Annotated in this window: 22 protein-coding genes; 5 read left to right on the forward strand and 17 right to left on the reverse strand. The window is 73.0% G+C overall.

The window, feature by feature from the left end:
* Positions 1–382: 382 nt before the first annotated feature.
* Positions 383–1,738 (forward strand): nucleotide disphospho-sugar-binding domain-containing protein, encoded by a 1,356-nt coding sequence (locus tag FGI33_RS12615; protein WP_237581975.1) that lies wholly within the window; start codon positions 383–385, stop codon positions 1,736–1,738.
* On the opposite strand, the gene FGI33_RS12620 is transcribed toward FGI33_RS12615, so the two are convergent.
* From FGI33_RS12620 to FGI33_RS12630, 3 genes are all read right to left on the reverse strand, one after another.
* Positions 1,735–2,091: a hypothetical protein gene (locus tag FGI33_RS12620; RefSeq protein WP_119434333.1), complete on the reverse strand. Its 357-nt coding sequence runs from the start codon at positions 2,089–2,091 to the stop codon at positions 1,735–1,737. The genes FGI33_RS12615 and FGI33_RS12620 overlap by 4 nt on opposite strands.
* 59 nt (positions 2,092–2,150) lie before the next feature.
* Entirely contained in the window at positions 2,151–3,530 is a 1,380-nt protein-coding gene (locus tag FGI33_RS12625; protein WP_119434332.1) for an NAD-dependent succinate-semialdehyde dehydrogenase, read from the reverse strand.
* Positions 3,531–3,608: 78 nt separating this feature from the next.
* On the reverse strand, positions 3,609–5,144 hold the full coding sequence (locus FGI33_RS12630) for a SulP family inorganic anion transporter (RefSeq protein ID WP_119434331.1): 1,536 nt from the start codon (positions 5,142–5,144) through the stop codon (positions 3,609–3,611).
* A 497-nt stretch (positions 5,145–5,641) separates the two neighbouring features.
* On the opposite strand from FGI33_RS12630, the gene FGI33_RS12635 reads away from it, so the two are divergent.
* Positions 5,642–7,336, forward strand: coding sequence for a ribonuclease J (locus tag FGI33_RS12635; protein ID WP_119402038.1), 1,695 nt, complete (start codon positions 5,642–5,644; stop codon positions 7,334–7,336).
* Between the two features lie 130 nt (positions 7,337–7,466).
* Here FGI33_RS12635 and FGI33_RS12640 read toward each other — a convergent pair whose 3' ends face one another.
* Positions 7,467–7,691, reverse strand: a complete 225-nt coding sequence (locus FGI33_RS12640) for a hypothetical protein (RefSeq protein WP_119434330.1) — start codon at positions 7,689–7,691, stop codon at positions 7,467–7,469.
* Positions 7,688–8,329 (reverse strand): uracil-DNA glycosylase, encoded by a 642-nt coding sequence (locus FGI33_RS12645; protein ID WP_119434329.1) that lies wholly within the window; start codon positions 8,327–8,329, stop codon positions 7,688–7,690. The genes FGI33_RS12640 and FGI33_RS12645 overlap by 4 nt, the downstream gene beginning before the upstream one ends.
* Positions 8,330–8,553: 224 nt before the next feature.
* Between FGI33_RS12645 and FGI33_RS12650 the strand changes: the two genes are divergently transcribed.
* The 3 genes from FGI33_RS12650 to FGI33_RS12660 are packed head-to-tail and all read left to right on the forward strand — an operon-like array spanning position 8,554 to position 11,014.
* Complete coding sequence (locus FGI33_RS12650; protein WP_119434328.1) at positions 8,554–9,234, forward strand: response regulator transcription factor; 681 nt, start codon at positions 8,554–8,556, stop codon at positions 9,232–9,234.
* Positions 9,231–10,391, forward strand: a complete 1,161-nt coding sequence (locus FGI33_RS12655) for a sensor histidine kinase (protein ID WP_237581976.1) — start codon at positions 9,231–9,233, stop codon at positions 10,389–10,391. Before FGI33_RS12650 ends, FGI33_RS12655 begins: the two co-directional genes overlap by 4 nt.
* Positions 10,388–11,014 (forward strand): DedA family protein, encoded by a 627-nt coding sequence (locus FGI33_RS12660; protein WP_119434844.1) that lies wholly within the window; start codon positions 10,388–10,390, stop codon positions 11,012–11,014. Before FGI33_RS12655 ends, FGI33_RS12660 begins: the two co-directional genes overlap by 4 nt.
* Here the strand turns inward: FGI33_RS12660 and FGI33_RS12665 are convergent.
* The 12 genes from FGI33_RS12665 to FGI33_RS12720 all read right to left on the reverse strand — a co-directional run bounded on the left by FGI33_RS12665 (position 10,971) and on the right by FGI33_RS12720 (position 23,479).
* On the reverse strand, positions 10,971–11,786 hold the full coding sequence (locus FGI33_RS12665; protein ID WP_119434845.1) for a COG4705 family protein: 816 nt from the start codon (positions 11,784–11,786) through the stop codon (positions 10,971–10,973). The genes FGI33_RS12660 and FGI33_RS12665 overlap by 44 nt on opposite strands.
* Before the next feature lie 316 nt (positions 11,787–12,102).
* Entirely contained in the window at positions 12,103–13,146 is a 1,044-nt protein-coding gene (locus FGI33_RS12670; protein ID WP_237581977.1) for a DMT family transporter, read from the reverse strand.
* Positions 13,127–13,498 carry an ArsR/SmtB family transcription factor gene (locus tag FGI33_RS12675; RefSeq protein WP_119434847.1) on the reverse strand — a complete coding sequence of 124 codons (372 nt, stop codon included), beginning with the start codon at positions 13,496–13,498 and terminating at the stop codon, positions 13,127–13,129. The genes FGI33_RS12670 and FGI33_RS12675 overlap by 20 nt, the downstream gene beginning before the upstream one ends.
* Before the next feature lie 42 nt (positions 13,499–13,540).
* The gene (locus tag FGI33_RS12680; protein WP_119434848.1) at positions 13,541–13,945 is read right to left on the reverse strand and encodes a tautomerase family protein; all 405 of its coding nucleotides are present in this window, start codon (positions 13,943–13,945) and stop codon (positions 13,541–13,543) included.
* 29 nt (positions 13,946–13,974) lie between these two features.
* Entirely contained in the window at positions 13,975–14,706 is a 732-nt protein-coding gene (locus FGI33_RS12685) for a VIT1/CCC1 transporter family protein (protein ID WP_119434849.1), read from the reverse strand.
* Positions 14,703–15,257: a DUF2231 domain-containing protein gene (locus tag FGI33_RS12690; RefSeq protein ID WP_119434850.1), complete on the reverse strand. Its 555-nt coding sequence runs from the start codon at positions 15,255–15,257 to the stop codon at positions 14,703–14,705. Before FGI33_RS12690 ends, FGI33_RS12685 begins: the two co-directional genes overlap by 4 nt.
* A 199-nt stretch (positions 15,258–15,456) precedes the next feature.
* Positions 15,457–16,119: a response regulator transcription factor gene (locus tag FGI33_RS12695; protein WP_119433895.1), complete on the reverse strand. Its 663-nt coding sequence runs from the start codon at positions 16,117–16,119 to the stop codon at positions 15,457–15,459.
* Positions 16,120–16,145: 26 nt separating this feature from the next.
* Positions 16,146–17,675, reverse strand: a complete 1,530-nt coding sequence (locus FGI33_RS12700; protein ID WP_119433894.1) for a sensor histidine kinase — start codon at positions 17,673–17,675, stop codon at positions 16,146–16,148.
* Positions 17,676–17,800: 125 nt separating this feature from the next.
* On the reverse strand, positions 17,801–20,392 hold the full coding sequence (locus FGI33_RS12705; RefSeq protein WP_119433893.1) for a glycoside hydrolase family 78 protein: 2,592 nt from the start codon (positions 20,390–20,392) through the stop codon (positions 17,801–17,803).
* Positions 20,393–20,395: 3 nt separating this feature from the next.
* Complete coding sequence (locus tag FGI33_RS12710) at positions 20,396–21,232, reverse strand: carbohydrate ABC transporter permease (protein WP_237581978.1); 837 nt, start codon at positions 21,230–21,232, stop codon at positions 20,396–20,398.
* A gap of 69 nt (positions 21,233–21,301) precedes the next feature.
* Complete coding sequence (locus FGI33_RS12715; RefSeq protein WP_119433891.1) at positions 21,302–22,186, reverse strand: carbohydrate ABC transporter permease; 885 nt, start codon at positions 22,184–22,186, stop codon at positions 21,302–21,304.
* A 72-nt stretch (positions 22,187–22,258) separates the two neighbouring features.
* Positions 22,259–23,479 (reverse strand): ABC transporter substrate-binding protein, encoded by a 1,221-nt coding sequence (locus FGI33_RS12720; RefSeq protein WP_237581979.1) that lies wholly within the window; start codon positions 23,477–23,479, stop codon positions 22,259–22,261.
* Positions 23,480–23,606: the final 127 nt, after the last annotated feature.

Below are 23,606 nucleotides of genomic sequence, written 5' to 3' on the forward strand. Positions count from 1 at the left end.
TCCGTGTGGACGGATCAGCCGACCTCCCGGAGCCGGTCGATACGGTGCACCGCCTGCCGCGGGCTCCCCGCGCTCATGACCGAGGAGTCCCGTCCGTGCGTCGCCCGCTGCCGCCCCGCCTGCCGCTCCTGTGCGGCGTGCTCGTGGTGGGATCCGCGTGCGCGGCCGGGCTCGCCGTCGTCGCGTCGCTCGTGGCGGGCACCGTGGGGGTGCAGCGGCTGCTGCACGCGGATCCGGTCGGCTCCGAGCACCCCGGCGCACCCGCATCGCCACCCGCGCCCGCCGCCGCCGCACCCGCCGCCGCGACCACCGCCGCCGGCACCCGACCCCGCCCGGCGACGCGTCGCCGAGACGCGCCCGCACCACGAACGGAAGCCCCGCCATGCCCTCCTACCTGCTCTGCGCCCCGCCGATCTACGGCCACCTCGCGCCGCTCGTGACGGTCGGCCGCGGCCTCGTCGCGCGCGGGGCCGAGGTCACGCTGCTCACGGGCACGAAGCACCGCGACCTGGTCACGGGCGCCGGCCTCCGCTTCGCGCCCCTGCCGGCGGACGTCGACCTCGACGACGCCGACCTCCAGGGCCTCCTCGCCGAGGCGTCGGCCGCGCGGGGCGTCGCGGCGATCCGCGAGGGCATGCTCGCGGTGTTCGTCCGCGTGATCCCCGGGCAGCACCGCGCCCTGCGCGCGCTCCTGGAGGAGGGCCGGTTCGACGCGGTGCTCGGCGAGTCGGCCTTCACCGGCCTCGCGCCGTACGTCGCCCTCCCGCGGGCCGAGCGCCTCCCCGTCCTCGGCATCGCGACCACGCCCGTCACGCTTGCGACCGTCGACGCCGCCCCGTTCGGCGCTGCCCTCCCGCCCGGTCGCGGGCCGCTCGGCCGCGTCCGGGACCGGGCGCTGGCGGCGGCGATCCGCCCGGGGCTCACGCGTCCGCTCCGGCGCGAGGTGGACGCCGTGCTGGCCGGGATCGGCGCGCCGCCCTCGCGGACGGACACCTTCGACTTCGCCTACCGCTGCCTCGACGGCCTCTTCCAGCTGAGCGTCGCCGACCTCGAGTACCCGCGCCGCGAGCTGCCCGGCACGGTGCGCTTCGTCGGCCCGCTGCGGGATCACGGCTGCCCGGCCGACGACGCGACGCTGCCGGGCTGGTGGCCGGATCTGCGGAGCGGCCGCCCGGTCGTGCACGTCACGCAGGGCACCATCGACAACGCGGATCCCGGCCGGCTCATCGCCCCGACGATCCGTGCCCTCGCCGACGAGGACGTGCTCGTCGTCGCGTCCACGGGCGGCCGCCCGGTCGCGGAGGTCGAGCGCGCGCTCGGCGCGCCCCTGCCCGCGAACGCGCGCGTGGCCGAGTTCCTCCCCTACGACCTGCTCCTGCCGCTCTGCGGCGCGGTCGTCACCAACGGCGGCTTCGGCGGCGTGCAGCGGGCGCTCGCGCACGGCCTCCCGCTGGTGGTCGCCGGATCCACGGAGGACAAGCCCGAGGTCGCGGCGCGCGTCGCCTGGGCGGGCTGCGGCCGCGACCTGCGCACGGGGACGCCACGGCCGTCGGCCATCCGGCGTGCCGTGCGCGAGGTGCTGAGCACGTCGTCCTACCGCGCGCGGAGCCGTGAGCTCGCCACCGTGATCTCCGCCCTTCCGGATCCGGTCGACGTCATCGCCGCCGGGCTGGCCGCCGCGGTGGCGGAGCGCACGGCTCCGACGGACGGGCCAGCGCAGGCCCTGTCCGGCCGCTAGGCCCAGCGGTACTGGGAGAGCGCGAGGAGGAAGAAGCCGATCACGAGGACCACCAGGCCGGATGCGACGCTGCCGATGAGCCCGATCGCGATGCCGCCTCCGATGAGGCGCGGGCGCTCCGCCGGGTGCTGCCGGGCGTCGCGGATCCCGCGCCGGACGGTGACGATGCCGAGGATGCAGGTCACGATCGACAGCACCGACGACAGGAACGCCCCGACGTAGAGCTGCGGCTCGCGGAGCAGCTGCCCGAGCGCGATGGAGGCGACCACGCCCACCGGGCCGAGGAGGCTCAGCCAGCCCAGCAGCCAGGCGCGCGAGCGTGGGCGCAGGGTCGACGCGCGGGGATCCCTCATAGGTGGAGGGTATGGGACGGCCGGCTCGGGGACGGCCGCGCCGCCGTCCCCGCCGCCGCTCACGCGATCCGGATCAGCTTCCGGTTCGCGAACTCGTCGACCGCGTGGCGGCCGAGCTCGCGGCCCGAGCCCGAGCGCTTCACGCCGCCGAAGGGCAGCTCGGCCGCGTCGCCGAGCACGAGGTTGACCCAGACCATGCCCGCGTCGATGCCGTCGGCGACCCGCATGGCCTGCTCCGGATCCGTCGTGTAGACGTACGAGCCCAGGCCGAACGGGGTGTCGTTCGCGAGCGCGACCGCCTCCTCCTCCGAATGCACGCGGTAGAGCGCGGCGACGGGTCCGAAGAACTCCTCGCGATAGGCGTCCATCTCGGGCGTCACGTCGGCGAGCACCGCCGGCGGGAACATGTTGCCGACCGGCTCGCCGCTCGCGAGCACGGTCGCGCCCTGCTCCACCGCGCGGGCCAGCTGCTCGGCGAGCCGCTCGGTCGCCGCGCGCGAGGAGAGCGGGCCGAGCAGGGTGCCATCGGCCATCGGGTCCCCGGGCTGCGCGGCCGTCAGCTGCGCGGTGAAGCGCGCGGCGAAGTCGTCGTAGAGGTGGTCGATGACGAGGAAGCGCTTGGCGCCGTTGCAGGACTGGCCGTTGTTGTCGAGGCGGGCGGCCACCGCGTCCGCCACCGCGGCGTCGAGGTCGTCGGTCGACAGGAGGAGGAAGGGGTCGGATCCGCCGAGCTCGAGCACGACCTTCTTCAGGTGCCGGCCCGCGATCTCCGCGACCGCGGCGCCCGCCCGCTCGGATCCCGTCACGGAGACGCCCTGCACGCGCGGGTCGGCGATCACGCCCTCGATCTGCGCGTTCGTCGCGAGCACGCTCACGTACACGCCCGGGTCGGCGCCGAGCTCGGCGGCCGCGTCGCGGTACATGCGCTGGATCGCCGCGGCCGACTCGGGGCACTGCGGCGCGTGCTTGAGCAGGATCGCGTTGCCCGTGACGATGGTCGGCGCCGCGAACCGGGCCACCTGGTAGTAGGGGAAGTTCCACGGCATGATCCCGAGCAGCACGCCGACGCCCGAGCGGCGCACGAACGCGGATCCGGTGCCGTCGGCCAGCTCGATCGCCTCGTCGGCGAGGAACTCCTCGGCGTTCCGGGCGTAGTACGCCTGGATGTCGGCGGCGAAGTCGACCTCGCCGAGCGCCTGGTCGAGCGGCTTGCCCATCTCGCGCACGATGATCCGCGCCAGCTCGTCCCGGCGCTCCACGTGGAGCTCGGCGACGCGGGCGACGAGGGCGGCCCGCTCGGCGATCGTGGTGCGGCGCGACCAGCCGCGGTACGCGCCCTCGGCCGCGCCGATCGCCGCCTGCAGCTCCGCGTCGGTGATCTCGGGATGCTCGGCGACGGTCTCGCCGGTGGTCGGATCGGTGACGGCGTAGCTGCTCATGGGGGCTCCTCCTCGAACGCCGCGCGGGTCACGCGGGTGGGCCCACGATATCGAGCGGGCCCGGCTGGGCGGCCCGGGTCAGTGCCCGGCGCCGAGCTCCCCCGCGAGACGGCCGTGCATCGCGGCGGACGAGTCGTTCATCCCGCTGATGACGGCCCGCTTGCCGTGGCGCTCGTACTTGTACGTGATGGCGTCGAGGGCTGCGACGGTCGAGGCGTCCCACACGTGGGATCCGGTCATGTCGATGACGACGCGCTCGGGGTCGCCCGCGTAGTCGAACTGCGTGGTGAGGTCGTTGCTGGAGGCGAAGAACAGCTCGCCGATCACCCGGTAGTGCGCGGTCTCGACGCCGTCGGCGTCCGCCCGCACGGTGCGCTCGACGGTCGCGAAGTGCGCGACGCGGCGGGCGAACACGATCATCGCGGCGATCACGCCGATGATGACGCCGATCGCGAGGTTGTCGGTGAGCACCACGACGATCACCGTGAGCACCATGACGAGCGTCTCGCCGACCGGCATGCGCTTGAGCGTCGACGGCCGGATGCTGTGCCAGTCGAACGTGCCGACCGAGACCATGATCATCACGGCCACGAGCGCGGCCATCGGGATGATCGCGACGACGTCGCCGAGGCCGACCACGAGGATCAGCAGGAAGACGCCGGCGAGGAACGTGGAGATGCGGGTGCGGGCGCCGGAGGCCTTCACGTTGATCATCGTCTGGCCGATCATCGCGCAGCCGCCCATGCCGCCGAAGAGGCCCGAGAGGATGTTGGCGCCGCCCTGGCCGAGCGTCTCGCGGGTCTTGCGCGAGGGGGTGTCGGTGATGTCGTCGACGAGCTTGGCGGTCATGAGCGACTCGAGGATCCCGACGAGCGCCAGCGCGAGCGCGTACGGCGCGATGATCCGCAGCGTGTCAAACGTGAGCGGCACGTCCGGGATGAACAGGCTCGGCAGGCTGTCGGGCAGCGCGCCCTGGTCGCCCACGGTCGGCACGGCGAGCGCGGTGACGACCACCGCGACGGTGACCACGACGATCGCGACGAGCGGCGCCGGGATGACCTTCGTGATCCGCGGCATCACCACGATGATCGCGATGCCCACCGCGACCAGCGGGTAGACGAGCCACGGCACGCCGACGAGGTTCGGGATCTGCGCGGAGAAGATGAGGATGGCGAGCGCGTTGACGAACCCGACCATGACGCTGCGCGGGATGAAGCGCATGAGCTTCGCCACCCCGAGGAGGCCGAGCACGATCTGCAGCAGGCCGCCGAGGATCACCGTGGCGATGAGGTAGTCGAGGCCGTGGTCGCGGACGACCGGCGCCACGACGAGCGCGATGGCGCCCGTGGCCGCGGTGATCATGGCGGGCCGGCCGCCGAGGAACGCGATCGAGACGGCCATCACGAACGACGAGAACAGGCCGACGCGCGGGTCGACCCCGGCGATGATCGAGAACGAGATCGCCTCGGGGATGAGCGCGAGCGCGACGACCAGGCCGGCGAGCACCTCGCGGCTGAGGAGGCGGTGGCTCCTGAGCGCCTGGAGGACGGTCGGGCTGGGCGGGCGCACGGTCGCGGCCGGGACGGCGGTCGTGATGGATGCGGATGAGGCCATGGATGGGCTCCGTTCTGTGGCGGGCGTCATGCCCGCTCGGATGAGGTCGGGGGCGCGTCGGTGCGCGGGTGACGGGCGGCCGGGTGGGCCGCCGGACGTGAGGGGGAAGGGGATCGGAGCGGGGCTCCTGGACCCGACCCTAACGCAAGGGGAGGGTTGCCGTCACGTCGGGTCGGCTGGCGGGCGCGCGGGGCGCCCGGCGGACTCCGCGGCGCGGGCATGGGAGACTCGTCGGTGACCGCGCATCGCGCGCCGCCGCTCACCACCGTGACACCGGACCCCGCCGACACCGGCTGGTCCCCGATCCGACCGGGAGCGCGACGGCATCCGCACGGCGCGCATCGCTCCCGCCCCCGTCGCCCGCGACCCGGCGCCGCACCACCCGTCCTCGCGGACGGCCCCCTGACATCACCGGAGGCACCGTCTCCACGCACGAACCGCGCGAGCACGATCCGCGCACCTCGGCATCACCCGCACGACCGGACCAGAAAGGCACCATGCCTCCCACCTCCCACGCCCACGCCCTCGACATCGCCAAGCCCGGGCGCCTGCCCCGCGGCGGCCTGCGCGTCACGCCCCTCGGCGGCCTCGGCGACGTCGGCCGCAACATGACGCTGTTCGAGTACGAGGGCGAGCTGCTCATCGTCGACTGCGGCGTGCTCTTCCCCGAGGAGAGCCAGCCCGGCATCAACGTGATCCTCCCCGACTTCAGCACCCTGCGCGGGCGCCTCGACAAGATCACGGGCATCGTCCTCACGCACGGCCACGAGGACCACATCGGCGGCGTCCCCTACCTCCTGCAGGAGCGGCCCGACATCCCCGTCATCGGATCCCGCCTCACGCTCGCGTTCATCAGCGCCAAGCTCGAGGAGCACAAGATCAAGCCCGTCACCCGCCAGGTGAAGGAGGGCGACCGGATCGCCGCCGGCAAGTTCGACCTCGAGTTCGTCGCCGTGAACCACTCCATCCCCGACGGCCTCGCCGTCGCGATCCGCACGGGCGCCGGCATGGTCCTGCACACGGGCGACTTCAAGATGGACCAGTTCCCGATGGACCGCCGCCTCACCGACCTCGGCGCGTTCGCCCGCCTCGGCGAGGAGGGCGTGGACCTCTTCCTCACCGACTCGACCAACGCGGAGGTCCCCGGCTTCACGACCGCGGAGAAGGACCTCACGCCCGCCATCGAGAAGGTGTTCCGCACGGCGCCCAAGCGCATCGTCGTCTCCAGCTTCGCGAGCCACGTGCACCGGATCCAGCAGGTGCTCGACTCCGCCGAGCAGTACGGCCGCAAGGTCTCGTTCGTGGGCCGCTCGATGGTCCGCAACATGAAGATCGCGTCCGACCTCGGCTACCTGCGCATCCCCAAGGGCCTCGTCATCGACCTCAAGGCGCTGAACAAGCTGCCGGACGACAAGGTCACGCTCATCTGCACGGGTTCGCAGGGCGAGCCGATGGCGGCGCTCAGCCGCATGGCGCGCCGTGAGCACATCATCGAGGTGGGCGAGGGCGACACGATCCTCCTCGCCAGCTCCCTCATCCCCGGCAACGAGAACGCCATCTACGGCGTGATCAACGGCCTGATCCGCTGGGGCGCCGACGTCGTGCACAAGGGCAACGCGAAGGTGCACGTCTCCGGTCACGCCAGCGCCGGCGAGCTCGTCTACTGCTACAACCTCGTCAAGCCCCGCAACGTGCTGCCCGTGCACGGCGAGTGGCGCCACCTCGTCGCCAACGCCGCCCTGGCCGAGAGCACGGGCGTCAAGAACGCGCTCGTCATCGAGGACGGCGTGAGCGTCGACCTCGTCAACGGCCGCGCCTCGATCTCCGGCCGCGTGCCCGCGCCCTACGTCTTCGTCGACGGCATGACCATCGGCGTCGCGACCGAGGAGGCCCTCGAGGAGCGCCGCACGCTCGCCGCCGAGGGGCAGATCACCGTGCTCGGCATCTTCGACGAGAAGGAGCAGAAGCTCATCCACCCGGCCGAGCTCATCACGCGCGGCTTCGTGGAGCACGACGGCTGGATCCCCGAGGCCGAGGCCGCCATCAGCACCGCGCTCAAGAACGCGGCCGCCAAGCGCCACCTCGACGGCGTCGCCGCCGAGCGCGCCATGAGCGACGGCCTGCAGCGCTGGCTCCAGCGCCGCCACCGCCGCACGCCGGTGGTCACGGTCATCGTGGTGGACGCCGACTAGCGCCACCAGCGGAGACGCGACGGGGCGCGTGCGGGGCTCAGCCCCGCACGCGCCCCTCGTACGATGCTGCGGTGCCCACCCGGATCCGGCTCGCCGCCGAGCGCGAGCTGGGCTGAGCGGACGCGCGCGACTACCGCGAGCGCCGCAGGACGACCGCGAACAGGATCGACAGGGTCGCGGAGAGGCCCGCGCTGACGAGCATCACGACGCCCAGGGGCCCGGTGGAGTCGGAGCCGTCCGTCACGGTGAAGGCCAGGACGCCGACCACCGCCTGACTGACCGCGAGGAGGGCGAAGACGACGACGAGGACCCGGCGGATCGTGCGGACGCGCGCGGGGTCGACGGGGTCCGTCACGTGGTGGGCTGCGCGGCGAGGATCGCGCCGACGCGCGCGAAGGCGGCGACCTGGTGCGCCTGCCGCTCGGCCCGCACTGCGGGATCCCGATGGAAGAGCGCCTGGCGCCCGGGGTGGATGGTGCGCACGACCTCGACGCCAGGTCCCGGGAGCGCCGGATCGAGCACGAGCGCGCGGTCCCAGATCCGCTCGGCGTCGCGGCCCTGGCGCAGCACGACCTCGAGATGCGGGAGCAGGCGGATCAGCTCGACGAGCACCTGCGCGCCCGCCCGGCCCTGCTCCGCGTTCGGGGCCGCGTTGATGTACCAGGGGTAGGCGTTCAACGGCAGGACGTCGCGGTCACGGATCCCGTGCTCGGCGAACAGGACCGCCTGGCGCTCGGCCGTCGGATCGTCGTTCTCGACGCTGAGGAAGCCGGACCCGACGCCGACCTGCGTCGCCGGCCCCGGATCGCGGAGGACGCTGAGGACGCGCGCGTCGACGCCACCGTGGTGTGGGGCGATGCCCGGGGCCCAACCGCGGCCGTCGCGATCGCGGATGCCCGCGACGAACGCGGCGATCGGGGCCATGTGCACAGCGGTGGCGGCCTCGCCCTCCTGAGCGGTGCGGAAGGCGGCGTCGGCCATGCGTCGGGTCATCCGTCGACCGTACGGGAGCGCTGCTCCCGCGCACAGGGCAGTCGGTCCGTGCGGGCCGTCGGCCGTGCCGCGTACCTGCCGGCTGCCGCCGCGCGCGGGGCGTCGGCGGGCGCGCACCCGAACACGGCCTCCGGATCCATCCCACGACGCTGAGATCCCGCACATCGGCGCCACCGGATCGCCGCCCGGGCGGACGCCGGTGCCACCATGGCGGAGGAGGTCCCATGCGCGAGTCGGTGATGGTCGTCGAGGACGACGCCGAGATGGGCGCGCTCCTCGTGCGCGGCCTCACGGGCGACGGCTACGACGTCGACCTCTACACGAACGGCCTCGACGCGCTGACCGCGTCCCGCGAGCGCAAGCACTCGGCCGCGATCCTCGACGTCATGCTGCCCGGCATGAGCGGCTTCGAGCTCTGCCGCCACCTCCGCGCCGCGGGGCTCTCGCTCCCCGTGATCATGCTCACGGCGCGCGACGCCCTCGAGGACCGCGTCTTCGGCCTCGACGCCGGGGCCGACGACTACCTCGCGAAGCCGTTCCACTTCGAGGAGCTGTCGGCGCGGCTGCGGGCGATGGTGCGCCGCGAGCGCGCCGCCCAGCGCGCGCCGATCCTCGTGGGCGACCTGCGGGTCGACGTCCCGGCGCGCACGGCCACCGTCGGCACGACGACGCTGCCGCTCAGCCCGAAGGAGTTCGGGGTGCTGCGGGTGCTCGCGGCGAGCGCCGGCCGGTTCGTGTCGCGGGACGGGATCCTCGAGGAGGTCTGGGGCTCGACGGACTTCGTCGCGCACAACATCGCCGAGCAGTACGTGAGCTACGTGCGCCGGAAGCTCCTCGCGAGCGGCGCGTCGGTGGAGATCGTCACCCGCCGCGGCGTGGGCTACCGGCTGGGGCCGACGACGTGAGCTGGCGGCGGCTCGGGGTCCGCGTCCGGATCACCCTCGGCAGCCTCGCCATCGCGGTCGCGTTCTTCGCCGTCGTGGCGGTCGTGGTGCGCGAGCAGCTCGACCACGTCCTCGACGCCTCCACGCTGGACCTCGTCCGCCGCGGGGCGTCGACGGCCGCCATCGAGGAGAGCCGGTCCACGGAGGAGGCGGTGGTCCACGGCATCAGCGCGACGCTCGTCGTGGCCATGGTCGTCCTGATCGTCGGCTTCGCGCTGTCCTCCTGGGTCCTCGTGGGATTCGCGCTGCGACCCGTCGGGCGGATGCGCGCCACGGCCGACCTGCTGCGCCGCGGACGCACCGCCGAGCTCCTCCCCGTGAGCCCGGCGCGCGACGAGCTGTCCGCGCTCGCCTCCACGCTCAACGACCTCATCGCGGACCTGCGCGAGTCGGCCGAGCGCGAGCGCCAGCTCGTCGCGGATGCCAGCCACGAGCTCCGGACGCCGCTCGCGGCGCTGCGCACCCGGCTCGAGCTCAGCGAGCGGGTGCGCGGCGACCCGGACGCGCTGCACGCCGACATCGTGGACGCGCGCCGCTCCGTCGACCGGCTCCAGGAGCTCACCGACGGCCTCCTGCTCCTCTCCCGCATCGACGCGGGCGCGTCGACCGGCAGCGCGGACGCCGCCGCCCTCCGCGCGGAGCTCGCCGACGCGGTCGACCGGGCGCGCATGCTCGCGCGGGCGCGCGACCTCGCCATCGAGTTCCAGGTCCCATCCGCCTCTCCCCCGGCCCCCGGCGCGACCCCGGCCCGCTACGCCGTCTCGCCCGCCGACCTCGGCCGGATCCTCGACAACCTCCTCGGCAACGCCGTGCGGGCGACCCCCGACGGCGGGGCGATCGTCGCGACGCTCCGGGAGGATCCCGACGGCCTGCGGGTCACCGTCACCGACGACGGACCGGGCATGCCGGAGTCGTTCCTCGCGGTGGCCACCGACCGGTTCACCCGCCCGGACGCCGCGCGCAGCGGCCGCGGCAGCGGCGCCGGCCTCGGCCTCGCGATCGTCGACGGCCTCACCCGCGCCGCCGGCGGCACCCTGCTGCTGCGCGACGTCCGCCCCCACGGCCTCGCCGCGGAGATCCACCTGCCCCCGACCGCACACCGTGAGGACCACCCATGATCGACCCCCAGGCGCTGCTCGACGGCGCCGGACCCTGGGCCGTCGCCCTCGTCTGCCTCATCGCGTTCGTGGAGACCGGCCTGCTCATCGGCTTCTTCCTGCCCGGCGACACGCTCCTGTTCTTCGTGGGCGTGTTCGTCGCCACCGGCGTCATCGGGCTGCCCGTTCCGGTGGTGATCCTCCTCGTGGCCGCCTCGGCGTTCCTCGGCGACCAGCTCGGCTTCGTCATCGGCCGCAGCACCGGGCCGCGGATCTTCGAGCGGAAGGACAGCGGGATCTTCAGCCGTGCCAGCGTGGCCCGCACGCAGGGGTTCTTCGACCGGTTCGGCGGCTGGGCCGTCACCATCGCCCGGTTCGTGCCCGTCGTCCGCACGTTCGCGCCCGTCGCCGCGGGCGTCGGGAAGATGCGCTACGCGCACTTCGTCGGGTTCAACGCGCTCGGCGCGGCCGTCTGGTCGACGGCGATCATCCTGCTCGGCTTCTTCCTCGGCCGGATCCCGGGCGTCGCCGACTTCGTGGGCAAGTACATCGACGTGGTGCTCATCGGGATCGTGGTGATCAGCGTGGGCGGCATCGCCCTCACGTACTGGCGACAGCGGCGGCGCGCGGCCCGCGACGCCTGACCGCGGCGACCGCCACCAGGCCGAGGAACAGCGCCAGCGCGACCAGCGTCACGGGCCCCGTGCCGAGCCCGAGGCCGCGCGCGGCGACGGGATCGGCGAGCCAGTCGCAGATCGAGGCGCCGAGCGGGCGCGTGATCACGTAGGCCGCCCAGAACGCCGCGACCGCGCCCATCCGCCCGCGTCGGAACGCCACGGCGGGGACGGCGATGAGGACGGCGAACAGCGCGGCGGACGGCAGGTAGCCGAGCCCGAGAGTGGAGGCGGTGAGATCGCCCGCCGCCGTGCCGAGCGCGAAGGTGCCCGAGACGGCCAGCCAGTAGAAGAGGGCGCGCCGGGGCGTCGTGATCGCGTGGATCGACAGCGTGCCCTCCACCCGCCACCAGACGGCGAAGACCGCGGCCAGGGCGAGCGCGAACGCCGCCGTCGAGAGGACGTACGGCACCCCGACCACGACGTGCAGCACGTCGGCCACCATCGTCCCGAAGACGCTCACCATCAGCACGGCGAGCCAGTACACGGCCGGGATGAAGCGGCGCACGCGGAACTGCAGCGCGAGGGCGGCGAGGAACGCGAGCCCCGCGAGGCCGACCACGAGCACCGGGTCGAACGACGTCGCGAGGAAGTCCGACGCGGTCTCGCCCATCCCGGTCGTGAGCACCTTGAGGATCCAGAACAGGCCGGTGGCCGCGGGCACGGTCGAGGCGGCGTAGCGGCGGGGCGACCGGTGCGCGGGGGTCGAGCGCGGGGTGCGGGCGAGGTCGGGGGTCGTCATCCTCCGATGGTCCGGCAGCGCGACGCGTCGGCGGCTGGGTCCGACGTGCGGGTGGTTGAGGGTCCGCACATCCTCCGCGTCAGGGCGGCCGCATCCGGACCTGTGGATCCTCGAAGCCGGGACGCAGCGGATCACGGCCAGAGGGGCGTCCATCCATAGGCGGCTCCAAGACGCAGCCGCGACCGTGATCCCGCGCCGATGAGATGCCTGCGGCGCACCGGACCACCGACGAGAGACACGACCGTGACCGCCATTCCACCGGATCCGGCCGCTGATCTCCGCGGCGCCCGCCAGCTGACCCGCCGGACAGCGGGCCTCAGTGCTCGTGCCGGTGGTGGCTGTCCGGGTAGTGCTCGTGCGTGTGGGTGATCGGCTCGTGCGTGTGCACGTGCCGGTGCCGGGTACCCGCCGGCACGGGGACGTCGTGCGCGTGCCGGTGGTGCTCGTCGTGCACGTGCCAGTGGTCGTGCGTGATCGCCTCGTGGGTGTGCTCGTGCTCGTGGCGCTCGGTGAGGTGCAGCCAGACGCCGATGCCCATGAGGATCCCCGCGACCACCAGCGGCCAGGTGACCGGCTCCCCGAGCACGAGGGCGAGCACCGCGCCGAAGAACGGGGCGACCGAGTAGTAGGCCCCCGCGCGGGCGGTGCCGACGTGGCGCAGCGCGACGATGAACAGCACGAGGCTGACCCCGTAGGCGAGGAACCCGACCGCCATAGCGGCGGCGACGTTCCCGGGCGCGGGCAGCTCGGCGCCGAGGAGGAACGCGAGCACGAGGTTCACCGGTCCGGCGACGCCGCCCTTGATCGCGGCGAGCCACGTCGCGTCGTTCAGCGCGACCCTCCGGGTGAGGTTGTTGTCGATGCCCCAGCACGCGCACGCGCCGACGATCGCGAGGGCGGGCCACGCGCTGCCGAGCTCGATCCCCTGCGGGACGGTGAGCACCACGGCGCCCGCGACGATCGCGGCCATGCCGAGCGCGATGCGGCGGTCGAAGGCCTCGCGGAACACGAACCAGGCGAGCAGGGCCGTCGCGACGCCCTCCGCGTTCAGCAGCAGCGACGCGCCCGACGCGGGCATGCCCGCGAGGCCGACGAGCAGCAGGAGGGGGCCGAGGATCCCGCCGGACACGATCGCGCCCGCCAGCGGCAGGCGCTCGTCCTTCGCGAGGCGCACGCGCGGGGACCGGCGGATCAGCCGGATGAGACCGAGCCCGATCCCGGAGCCCGTGTAGAGGAGCCCGGCGAGGAGCCACGGGCTGACGGAGTCGAGGAGGAGCTTCGCGGCGGGCGTGCCGGCGCCGAACAGGACCGCGGAGAGGAGCGCCGCCTGGATCCCGCGGTCACGCAGGGCGGTCAGCACGGCTGGCGCCATCGTGGTGGTGGGCAGGGGTGCCGGCGAGCTGGTGCTCGGCCTGGAAGATCGCGTCCGCGACGAGCTGCCGCGCGTGCTCGTCCGTCAGGCGGTAGAACACGCGCGTGCCCTCCTGCCGGGTCGCGACGACGCGCGCGAGGCGCAGCTTCGCGAGGTGCTGCGAGACGGCGGCGGGAGACTTGCCCACGCGCTCCGCGAGGTCGTTCACGGCGAGCTCGCCGTCCGTGAGCGCCAGCACGATCCGCACCCGCGTCGCGTCCGCGAGCATCGCGAAGACCTCGACGGCCAGCTCGACGTACGGGCTGTCGACGTGGCGCCCGCATCTCCTATCCGCATCCATGCGCAGATTCTTTCATATGCGGGCGCCAGGCGTCCGGCGGGATCAGCTGCCGGGCTTCTGCAGCTCCCCGGTAACGTACTGGGCTCGGCCGAAGCCGAAGGACCAGTCGGCGGGGGTGTTCTCCACGAAGCCGATGACGAGGTCGTCGCCGGCGACGCCGACCTCGGCGAGGGAGGCGGCGAGGGTGCGGAGGAACTCCTGCTTCTCCTCGGTGCTGCGGCCCGCCTGCGTGAAGATCTGGATGATCACGACCTGCTCCGAGCGGTCGATGCCGAGGCCGACGTCGAGGGCCGTGAGCCGACCCGGCGCGTGCTCGGTGACGATCTGGAAGCGGTCGCGCTCCGGCAGGCCGTAGACGTCCACGAGCGTGCGCATGAGGACGTCGCCGATCGCGGTGATCTGCTCGTCGGGTCGGCCTTCGACGAGGTCGATGCGGATGAGGGGCATGGGGGTTCCGTTCGGTCGAGGGAGGGTGATCAGGCTATGCCGCCGGTGCCGAGGAGGCTGCCGATGGCGAAGGTGGCGGCGAGCGCGACGGCACCGCCGACGACCACGCGGACGGTCGCGCGGCCGACCGGGCCGCCGCCGAGCCGGGCGCCCAGCGCACCTGTGAGGGCCAGCGCGACGAGCACGACCGCGAACGTGACGGGCACCCGGATCCCGGCGGGCGGCAGGAGGATCGCGACGAGCGGCAGGATCGCGCCCGCGAGGAACGCGACCGCGGAGGACAGCGCCGCCTGCCAGGGGCTCGCGACCTCGTCCTCGTCGATGTGCAGCTCGGCGGAGAGGTGGGCGGCGAGGGCGTCGCGGGCGGTCAGCTCCTCGGCCACGCGCGCCGCGGTCGCGTCGGACAGGCCCTGCGCCCGCCACAGGGCGGCCAGCTCCGCGAGCTCGGCCCCGGGATCCGCGGCCAGCTCGGCGCGCTCCTTCGCGATGAGCGCGCGCTGGCTGTCGCTCTGGCTGCTGACGGAGACGTACTCGCCGAGCGCCATGGAGATCGCGCCGCCGACGAGGCCCGCGATGCCCGCGGTGGCGATCGCGCCGGTCGACGACGTCGCGCCGGCCACGCCGACCACGATCGCCGCGACGGAGACGATGCCGTCGTTCGCGCCGAGCACACCGGCGCGCAGCCAGTTCAGGCGGCCGGCGATGCCGCCGACGTGGGGCTCGTCGGGGTGGGTGGGGAGCGGGGTCGCGTCGGGGCTCACCCGTCGTCGCCGTCCCCGCCGGTGTCGCCGCTACCGCCGGTGTCGCCGCCGCCGCTGCCGGCGCCGGAGTCCGACCAGACCGCGCGGGCGCCCGACTCGCCGATCCGCACCGTCGTGATGATGGCGCCGACCGAGGACACGGCCACGGCGACGGCCAGCACGGCCGTGATCGCGACGCGGCGGGAGCGCGGGATGTGGCGCCCGGCGCGGCCGGATCCGTGGGCGGCGACGCGGCGGATCCACAGCCACTGCGCCACCGCGACGACGAAGACCGCCACCGCCCAGGGCAGGAGCGTGTCGCCGAGCTCGGTGTGCGCCTCCAGGACGGCGCTCCCGCGCACCTTCTCCTCGAGGTCCTCGCCCGACGAGGTCGCGAGCGGCACCGCGATCAGGGAGGCGAGGGCCACGAGCGGGGTGATGATCCCGAGCCGTCGCGCGAAGGCGGGCCAGATCGCCGACACGAGGATGAGGAGGGCTGCCGTGGGGAACGCGACGACCACGAAGTGGACGATGAGGGGGTGCAGCGGCAACCCGTTGATCTGCCATGTCATGCGGTGGTCTCCTTCGCGTGATCCCCGGATCGGCGCGGCGCGCGCGGCGCGGCCCGACGCGCCCGAGCCGGTCGCTGCCCATCGTGGCCCGGGGCCGCGGGCTCGGGCGCTCGCTGAGAGCAATCACAGCGTGCGCCGGCCGTTCCCCAGCGGTCGCCGGGCGAGGTCGCGCTCCGCGGCGGCCAGGATCGCCCGGGCGTCAGCCCAGGTAGGCGAGCACGGCGAGGACCCGGCGGTGGTCCTCGCCCGTGTCCTCCAGGCCGAGCTTGGAGAAGATGCTCGTCACGTGCTTCTCGATCGCGCCCGTGCCGATCACGAGGGCCCGCGCGATCGCCGCGTTGGTGCGGCCCTCGGCCATGAGCGCGAGCACCTCGCGCTCGCGCGGCGTCAGCGCGCTGAGGGGGTCGCGGCGTCGGGCCATGAGCTGCGTCACCACCTCCGGGTCGAGCACGGTGCCGCCGGACGCGATGCGGCGCACGGCGTCGTCGATCTCCTCGAGCCGGGTCACCCGGTCCTTGAGGAGGTAGCCGATGCCGGCCGTCCCGCTGCGGAAGACCTCCTCGGCGTAGGCGGCCTCGACGTACTGGGAGAGCAGCAGCACGCCGATCCCCGGCACGCGGCGGCGCGCCTCGACCGTGGCGCGGATCCCCTCGTCGGAGAAGGTCGGCGGCATGCGGACGTCCATCACGACGACGTCGGGGGCGTCGTCGGCCAGCGCGGCGAGGAAGCCCTGCGCGTCCGCGTGCTGCGCGACGACGTCGATGCCGGCCTCGACGAGCACGCGCGCGAGCCCCTCGCGGAGGAGCACGGCGTCGTCGACCACGACGGCCCGGATGCGCGCTGCATCCGGGCCGTCGTCCATGGTCCCGAGCGTAGCGAGCGGGATGCTCACGCGGCGGGGTCGGGCGATGCGGCGACCGGGCCGGTGCCGTCGGCGCCGCGTGCGGCGGATCCGTCGGTCGGCACGCCCGTGAGCGTGACGAGCGGCACGCGCGCCGTGATCCGCGTGGGCCCTCCGAGCGGGCTGGAGATGCTCACGTCGCCGTCGAGCGCGCCGATGCGTCCGAGGAGCCCCTCGAGGCCGTGGCCCTCCTGCACGGACGCCCCGCCCTGGCCGTCGTCCGTCACCCGCGCGGCGAGCACCCGGGTGTCGTCGAAGTCGCGCATCAGCATCAGGGTGACGTCCGCCCGGGTCGCGCCGGAGTGCTTCGCGACGTTGGTGAGGAGCTCGCTGACGGTGAAGTAGACGTTGCGCTCGACCTCGGTCGGGAGCACCAGGGACTCGGGCAGGTGGACGTGGAGCGCCACGGGGACGGTCGCGCGGGAGGCGAGCGCCTCGAGGGCCGCCACCAGCCCGCGGTCGAGGAGGATCGGCGGGGCGAACCCGCGGGACAGCGCGCGCAGCTCCTCGAGGGTGTCGTGCGCGTGCGCGGAGGCCTCGGCGATGAGCGTGCGGGCCCGCTCCGGATCCGCGTCCAGCGCGCGCTCGGCGGCCGCGAGGTCCATGCGGAGGCGCACGAGCCGCTGCTGCGGTCCGTCGTGCAGGTCGCGCTCGATCTGGCGGAGCGTCTGGCCCTCGGCCGTGACGGCGCCGGCGCGGGACTGCTCGAGGCCCTGCACGCGGCGCTCGAGGACGTCGGACTTGAACCCGCCGAGGAGCGCGTGGTCGGTCCAGTAGTGGGCGAGCACGGCGCCGCGCGCCCAGAGCGGGAGCAGCACGACCGACAGGATCATGGCCGTCACGCCGAGGACGCCGGCGAGGGCGAAGGTGCGGGGCGCGTCGTAGCCGTGGTCGACGAGGGCCTGCTCGAAGCGCCAGCCGTAGCCGAGGATGGCGATCCCGCCGCCGATCGGGCCGAGGAACCCGGCGACCAGCAGGGCGCCCGCGCCGAGCGTCACGAAGGAGACCAGCGGGTAGACCACGACCGCGTGCAGCAGGTGCAGCCAGTAGTGCGGGCTCGCGACGGCCGAGAGGATCCGCGTGACGCGGTTCTGCTGCCACCTCGGCGTCCAGTCGACGGGGCGGAACGGCCGGGGCTCGGCCCACCCGATCCGCACCCGCTCGACGGCGCCGAGGCCGCGCGCCGCGAACAGCGCGGCGAGGAGCGCGACGGCCGCGAACAGGCCGGACGCGGACCACAGGAGAGAGTCGAAGAGGCTGTAGACGGCCGAGGGGAGCGCGATGTAGACGGTGGCGAGCAGCAGGGCGGTGAGCGCGAGGTACCCGATGTCGCGCGGGAGGTGGCGCCAGGCGTCGCCGTAGAAGGAGCGGCGGCGCGAGGTCGGAGGCGTGGCGTCGTCCGCGTCCGCGTCCGCGTCGGATCGGGCGTCGGCGTCCGCGTCCGCGGGTGCGGCGGGATGGGATTCGGGGGGCACGGGCGTCGATTCGGCCTCGGTGGTGGGCGATGTCTCGTTCATGATCCCAGCCTCGCGAGCGACGGGCACGGGCCCCATCCTGCCCGCTCCCGGATCGGGGGTGGGGTCAGCCCCACCCCCGGCCGGCCGTGGACGCCCTCGCGGACGCCCGTCGGCACCGGCGCGTGTCACGCGGTGACGAGCACCTCCGCCACGGCCGCGGTGAACGCGTGCTCCCCCTGCCCCACGACGTACGTCGATCCATCGGGCAGCAGCACGTCCCCGCTGGTGCCGACGGGCAGCGTCACGGTGAGGTGCATGGTGGTGCCCACGATCCGCCAGGAGGACGACGTCGATCCGTAGGGCGAGAGGTGTCGCGCGCTCGCGTGGGTGAGCCCGCCGCCGGGTCGCGGGGCGAAGCGGACGCGCCGCCACCCCGGTTCGGCCGGGGCGAGCCCGGCGATGGTGCCGTGCATCCAGTCGGCGACGGCGCCGAGGGCGTAGTGGTTGAAGCTCGTCATCTCGCCGGGGTTCACGGTGCCGTCGGGCAGCATGCTGTCCCATCGCTCCCAGATCGTGGTGCCTCCCATGCCGACCGTGTACAGCCACGACGGGCACGAGCGCTCGAGCAGCAGGTCGTACGCGGTGTCCGTGTGGCCCGTCGAGGTGAGGGCGCCGGTCACGAGGGGCGTGCCGGCGAAGCCGGTGGCGATGCGGTTGCCGGCGTCGCGGACGAGCTCGGCGAGTCGATCGCCTGCACGCTCCGCGTCATCTCCCGTGACCAGGCCGAACTCGATGGCGAGCGAGTACGCGGTCTGCGCGTCGCTCGTCATCTCCCCGTCGGGCAGGACGTAGGCGCGACGGAAGGCCTCGCGCACCTCCCCGGCGACGCGCGCGTAGTGCGCCGCGTCGTCGTCGAGCCCGAGGACCTCGGCGGTCCGGGCGAGGTGCAGCGTCGACTGGGCGAGGTAGGCGGTGGCGACGAGGTACCGGTCCGTGGAGGCGTCGGCGGGGTCCTCGGGCGGTGCGGCCGGATCCAGCCAGTCGCCGAGCTGGAAGCCCTCGTCCCACAGCCGGTCGGGGCCGGCGAGGGAGACGATGAGGTCCACCCACGCCTTCGCGGATGGGTACTGCTTCGCGAGGACGCCGGCGTCGCCGAAGCGCTCGTAGAGGACCCACGGGGTGAGGACGGCGGCGTCGCCCCAGACCGCGCCCGGCTCGATGGGCTCCCAGGACGGGCCGCCGGGGATGCGCGGGATGAACCACGGCACCGTGCCATCGGGGAGCTGCTCGATGGCGAGGTCCTGCAGCCAGGATCCGAGCATGCCGGAGCAGTCGTAGAGGAAGGAGGCGGTGGGGGCGAAGACCTGGATGTCGCCGGTCCAGCCGAGGCGCTCGTCGCGCTGGGGGCAGTCGGTGGGGATGTCGACGAAGTTGCCGCGCGTGCTCCAGAGGACGTTGTCGTGCAGCCGGTCGAGGTCCGCGTCGGAGGACGCGAACCAGCCGGTGCGTTCCATGTCGGTGTGGCAGACGAGCGCGGTCACGGTGGAGGCGTCGAACCCGTCCGGCGCCCCGGTGATCTCCGCGTAGCGGAAGCCGTGGATCGTGAACCGCGGTTCCCAGGTGACCGGTCCGGTGCCGGCGAGGGTGATGGTGTCCTCGGCGGCGGCGATCCGCAGCGTGCGTCGGTAGAGCTCGCCGTCCTGGATGACCTCCGCGTGACGGAGGGTGACGACGTGCCCGGCGGGGCCGTCGACCGTGATGCGGAGGCGCCCGACGAGGTTCTGGCCGAAGTCGAGGAGCAGCGCGCCGGATCCGGTGCGGCGGATGTCGACGGGGGTGAGCTCCTCGGTGCGCCGCACCGGCGGCTGCTCCGTGGCGACGAGCGTCCCGGGGTCGCGCGCGCCGACGGCGACGGGCGTCCACTCCCCGCCATCCGATGCGGGCGTCGTCCACGCGGGGTCGTCGAGGCGCTGGTCGTAGCGCTCCCCGTCGTAGAGGCCGCTGAAGGTGATGGGGCTCGGGCTGGCCTCCCAGGAGGCGTCGGTCGCGATGCGCTGGACGGTGCCGTCGGTGAGGGTGATCTCGAGCTGTCCGATGAAGGAGAGGTCGGTGCCGTAGAGGTCGTGGTAGCCGCCGTTGAAGCCGAGCCGTCCTCGGTACCAGCCGTCGCCGAGCCAGGCGCCGATGACGTTGTCGCCCTCGGTCAGGAGGGCGGTGACGTCGTAGGTGCGGTAGCGCAGACGTGATGCGTAGGAGGTCCAGCCGGGCGCGAGGACGTCGTCGCCGACGCGCGCGCCGTTGATCTCCGCCTCGAAGACGCCGTGGGCGGTCGCGTGGAGGCGGGCGGAGGCGATGGGGGCGTCGGCGCGGAAGCGCCGTCGCACGCGCGACGGGCGGCGATCGGTGCCGGCCTCCTCGGGCCAGCTGCCGCCGACGGGAGCGGCGGACCAGTCGGAGGGCTGCAGGAGCCCGGTCTCGAGGGCGGTCGGCGCGCTCCACTCCCCCGTCGTGCCGTCCTCGCCGTGGAGGCGGATCCGGAGCGCGACCCGATCACGGCTGGCGAGCGGCGGGAAGGGCCAGGGTACGAGGACCTGGTCGACCGAGCGGACGAGCGCGGTGAGGGGCTCGTCGGAGCCGCGGCGGAGCTCGACCTCGTACGCGGTCTGTCGCCAGTCGTCGGACGCGGCGGTGCGCCAGCTCAGCCGGGGTGCGGCGGTGCCGATGCCGAGCGGATCGCGGAGGTGCTCGATGCGGATGGGGCCGTCGATGTGCGCCATGCCTCAGCCCTTGACCGCGCCGGCCGTCAGGCCCTTCTGGACCTGCTTGTTCAGGAAGAGGTAGATCACGAGGATTCCGATCACGTTGAGGCAGATGGCCGCGAAGAGCGGGCCGTACTGCACCGAGCCGAACTGGCCGGTGAAGTTGAGGAGACCGACCTGCAGGGTGCGCAGGGAGCCGGAGTTGGTGAAGGTGAGGGCGATGAGGAGGTCGTTCCAGAGCATGAAGAACTGCACGAGGCCGACCGTGAAGAGCGCGTTCCGCACCATGGGCAGGCCGACCAGGAAGAACGAGCGGATGATGCTGGCGCCGTCGAGGGTCGCGGCCTCGAACACCTCGCGCGGCACGGCGCGGAAGAAGGTCGCCATGAGGAACACCGTGAGCGGCAGGCTCGTCGCCGTGTAGGTGATGATCAGCGGCCAGAGCGTGCCCGTGAGCCCGGTGCGGAAGTACGCCGCGAACAGCGGCAGCAGGATCATCTGCGTGGGGACCATGATGCCGGCGAGGAACGTGAGCAGGATGGCGCCGCGGCCCTTCCAGACGAGGACCTCGAGGGCGAACCCGGCCATCGAGCCGAGGAGCAGGACGAGGAACAGCGACGGGATCACGGTGACGACGGAGTTGAACGCGTACTGCGCGAAGTTGCCCGTCGTCCAGGCGAAGACGTAGTTGTCGAGGTTCCATTGCTGCGGCAGCATCCAGACGGGGTTCTCGAGGAACTCGGTCTGGGTCTTGAAGGAGCCGAGGACCATCCAGATCAGCGGTCCGACGACGATGACGAGCAGGAAGGCGACGAGGGCGCCGCTGACGATGCGGCCGACCAGTCGTCGTGGGGACATGGGTCGCCGCGTGGGGCGAGTGGTGCGACGGGGTGCGTCGATTCGCGGCTGTGCGGTGGTGGTCATCGGTCAGCCCTTCGTGGCGTCGCGTCGGTTGGCGCGGAAGATGACGACCGTCACGGCGAGCGAGACGATCGTGAGGAGGAAGGCGACCGTGGATCCGTAGCCGTACTGCCCGTAGCGGAAGGCGGTGTCGAACATGTAGATCGTCAGCGGGCTGGTCGAGGTGCCGGGGCCGCCGTTGGTCAGCGCGAGGATGCTGTCGAAGACCTTCAGCGTCCCGTTGATGGAGAAGATCAGCGAGGAGATCAGCACGGGCAGCGAGAGCGGCAGGACGATGCGCCGGACGAGGCCGAAGCCGGAGGCGCCGTCGAGGCGCGCGGACTCGAAGATCTCGTCGGGGATGTCGAGGAGGCCGGCGTAGAGGAGCACTCCGTAGAAGCCCATCGATCGCCACACGTCCATGACGATGATGACGAGGAACGCGGTGCCGCCGTCGCCGAACCAGTCGGTGGAGGACAGGCCGATGGCCTCGAGGAACGTGTTGACGAGGCCGTTCTGCGGGGCGATGGCGAACATCTGCTGGAAGAGCAGGGCGACGGCGACGGTGGGCAGGACGACGGGGAAGAACACGAGCGTGCGCACCGAGCTCGACCACTTGCGGAGGATGAAGACGTAGGTGAGCGCGAGGAGGTACCCGAAGCCGACCTGGAGCACGGTCATCACGATCGCGTAGCGGATGGTCAGCAGGAGGGCGTCCCTGACCCGGGTGTCGGAGAGGAGCTCGGCGTAGTTCTCGATGCCGGAGAACTGGAAGCCGATGATGGCGTTGCCGGAGGTGAAGGTGTACCCGATCGAGACGATGATCGGGACGAGCATCACCACGCTGTAGATCAGCAGGGCGGGTCCGACGAGGATCAGGGTCGATCGCCGGTCTCCGAGGAGGGGGTTCATGGGCTGCCTTCTGTGCGGATGGGCGCGTGGAGGCGCGGCTCACGGCGGTGCCGTGAGCCGCGCCCGGGTCGATCAGTCCAGGTCGCCCTGGACGAGGGTCATGAACTGCTCAGCGGTGATGGCACCCGTCACGAGCTGGGCGGCGTTCTGCTGCGACGTGGTGGTCGCCTGAGCGGAGAAGTACGCCTCGAACCACGGGACGGTGGTGTCCGTGGAGGAGATGAGGTCGCGCACCTCGGTGGTGAGCGGCGACGTCTCGACGTCGCCCTCGACGGTGAAGCCGGAGATGCGGCTGCTGTCCTGCAGAGCGACCGTGCCGTAGTTCTCGGTGATGCACTTCACCCAGGCCTTGCTGTCGTCGTTCAGCGCGGACTCGTTGATGGTGAAGGGCAGACCCACGTTGGCGACGAGCTGGCTGCTGTCGCCGGAGCCGCCGTCGACGTCGGGGAACGGCATGAACCCGACGTTGTCCTCGCCGATCTTGTTGGCCTCCGGATCCGCGATGTTGCTCAGCAACCAGCTGCCCATGTAGATCATGGGCGAGCTGCCGTTGAGGAACTGGTTGAGCGAGGTGTCGTAGTCGATGGATCCGACTCCCTCGCCGAAGTAGCCGGCGGCGCCGAGGTCCGCGACCTCCTGAGCGGCGGCGACGTACTCGGGGTCGGTCAGCTTCGCGTCGCCGTCCTTGACCTTCTGCAGCGCATCGGGACCGAGGTCGCGCTCGATGTAGTTGCCGATGAGGCGGGTGAGGGGCCAGCCCTGTTCGCCGCTGGCCGAGAACGGCACGACGCCGGCGGCCTCGAAGGCGGCCGCGGCTGCCTTCAGGTCGTCCCAGGTCTCCGGGACCGCGACGCCCTTCTCCTGGAACTGCGCCTTGTTGTACCAGACGCCCTCGATGTTGTACTCGGTGGGGAGGACCACGAAGTCGCCGTCGTAGAGCGACTCGACGGTGGAGCGCGCCGCGGGCTCGATCTTGTCGGAGACGCCGAGCTCGTCGAACAGGGTGCTGAAGTCGGCGCCGCTGCCGGCTTCCTTCAGCTGCAGGGTGAGCTCGCTGGTGTCGACGGCGTACATGACGGGGAGGCCGCCCTGACCGGCGAGGAGCTGGACCTGCTGGTTGAGGTTCGTCTGCGGCACGGTGTCGACCTTGAGCGGCATGGCCGCCTGCTCGGTCTTGCACGCACCCTCGGCGAGCGTTTGAAGGGTTTTAGGTACGACCTCGTTCTCGACGTTGCCGAGGACGGTGAACTCCGTGGGGGCAGCGCCCCCTCCGCCGCCGGCGCACGCGGACAAGGCCAAGATGGTCACGCCCGCTGCGGTGACCGCAGCAGCCCGACGAGCTGACTTGAGCAACATTCCTCCTTGAATGGCTGGACGCTCCAGAAGTTGAAGCGCTTCAAAGTAAGCCACGGTGCCACCG

It is taken from the genome of Clavibacter phaseoli (genome assembly GCF_021922925.1).
In the GTDB taxonomy this organism is placed as follows: domain Bacteria; phylum Actinomycetota; class Actinomycetes; order Actinomycetales; family Microbacteriaceae; genus Clavibacter; species Clavibacter phaseoli.